Source organism: Erythrobacter epiphyticus (assembly GCF_034653295.1).
Classification (GTDB): domain Bacteria; phylum Pseudomonadota; class Alphaproteobacteria; order Sphingomonadales; family Sphingomonadaceae; genus Erythrobacter.
The window spans coordinates 1-1,114 of sequence record NZ_JAYEEU010000032.1 but is presented as its reverse complement, the minus strand read 5'-3'; the positions used below and the strand labels follow the sequence as shown (position 1 = coordinate 1,114).

The 1,114-nt window shown below is 64.7% G+C and carries 2 pseudogenes; both read left to right on the top strand.

The features are described from left to right. Nucleotides 1–170: 170 nt before the first annotated feature. A pseudogene (locus tag SOQ14_RS14345) lies at nucleotides 171–632 on the top strand (PLP-dependent cysteine synthase family protein); the annotation flags it as partial. Continuing rightward, a pseudogene (locus tag SOQ14_RS14340) lies at nucleotides 625–1,114 on the top strand (AAA-type ATPase lid domain-containing protein); the annotation flags it as partial. The pseudogenes SOQ14_RS14345 and SOQ14_RS14340, both read left to right, overlap by 8 nt.

Here is a 1,114-nt window from a genome sequence, read left to right as displayed (position 1 = left end):
CGCCTTCCTGATCGGGCCGGTCGCCGCCGTGGTGGCGGGCGGAGTCGGCGCGATCATCACCGTCGCAGTGTGGAGCCGCCTGTTTCCGGTGCTGCGCACCACCAGGACCTTCGATCCGCCGCCGGAACTGCTACACCCTTCCCGCAAGACCCACTCTCAGGAGGCCTGACATGAAAGCCGACAGCATCTTAGCCACGATTGGCAACACCCCGCACATTCGCCTTGCCCGGATGTTCCCCGACCACGAGGTCTGGGTGAAGTCCGAGCGCGCCAATCCCGGCGGTTCGATCAAGGATCGCATCGCGCTAGCCATGTTAGAGGATGCCGAGGCGCGCGGCTTGCTCAATCCCGGCGGAACCATAGTCGAGCCAACCAGCTGCAACACCGGGATCGGCCTTGCGATGGTTGCCGCGGTCAAGGGCTACAAGCTGGTGCTGGTCATGCCCGAATCCATGTCGGTGGAACGGCGGCGACTGATGCTGGCCTACGGTGCAAGCTTTGATCTGACCGCGCGCGAGAAAGGCATGCGCGGTGCGATCGAACGCGCAGAATAGCTGGTGAACACCACCCCCGGCGCATGGATGCCGAGCCAGTTCGACAATGCCGCCAACCCCGCCGTGCACGCCCGCACTGACCCGCCATTTCCTTGCCCGCATCGGCGAACAGCCAGGCCTCAAGCATCTGTCGATCACCGATAGCGCGCTCGCCCTGCTTGCCGCCTATGATTGGCCGGGCAATGTGCGCCAGTTGCAATCCGTGCTGTTTCGCGCGGCGGTCTATTGCGAGGGCGAAGCGCTCACCGCGGGAAGCTTTCCCGAATTGTCGGAAATGCTCGGCGGTCAACAGGCCCCGCTGTTCGATACGAGCCACGAGGGTGTCGGCATCACGCTCTACACGCCCGATGGCAATCTGCGTCCGCTCGAAGAGATCGAGGCCGATGTCATCCGCCTCGCCATCGGCCATTACCGCGGCCGCATGACCGAAGTGGCGCGGCGCTTGGGGATCGGGCGTTCGACCCTCTATCGCAAGCTGTCGGATCTCGGGATTGATAACGCCGCACATCATCTGGCCGCTGCGCTTTATCCTGCCGCATCGCCCCGGCCTGCGCCCGCGC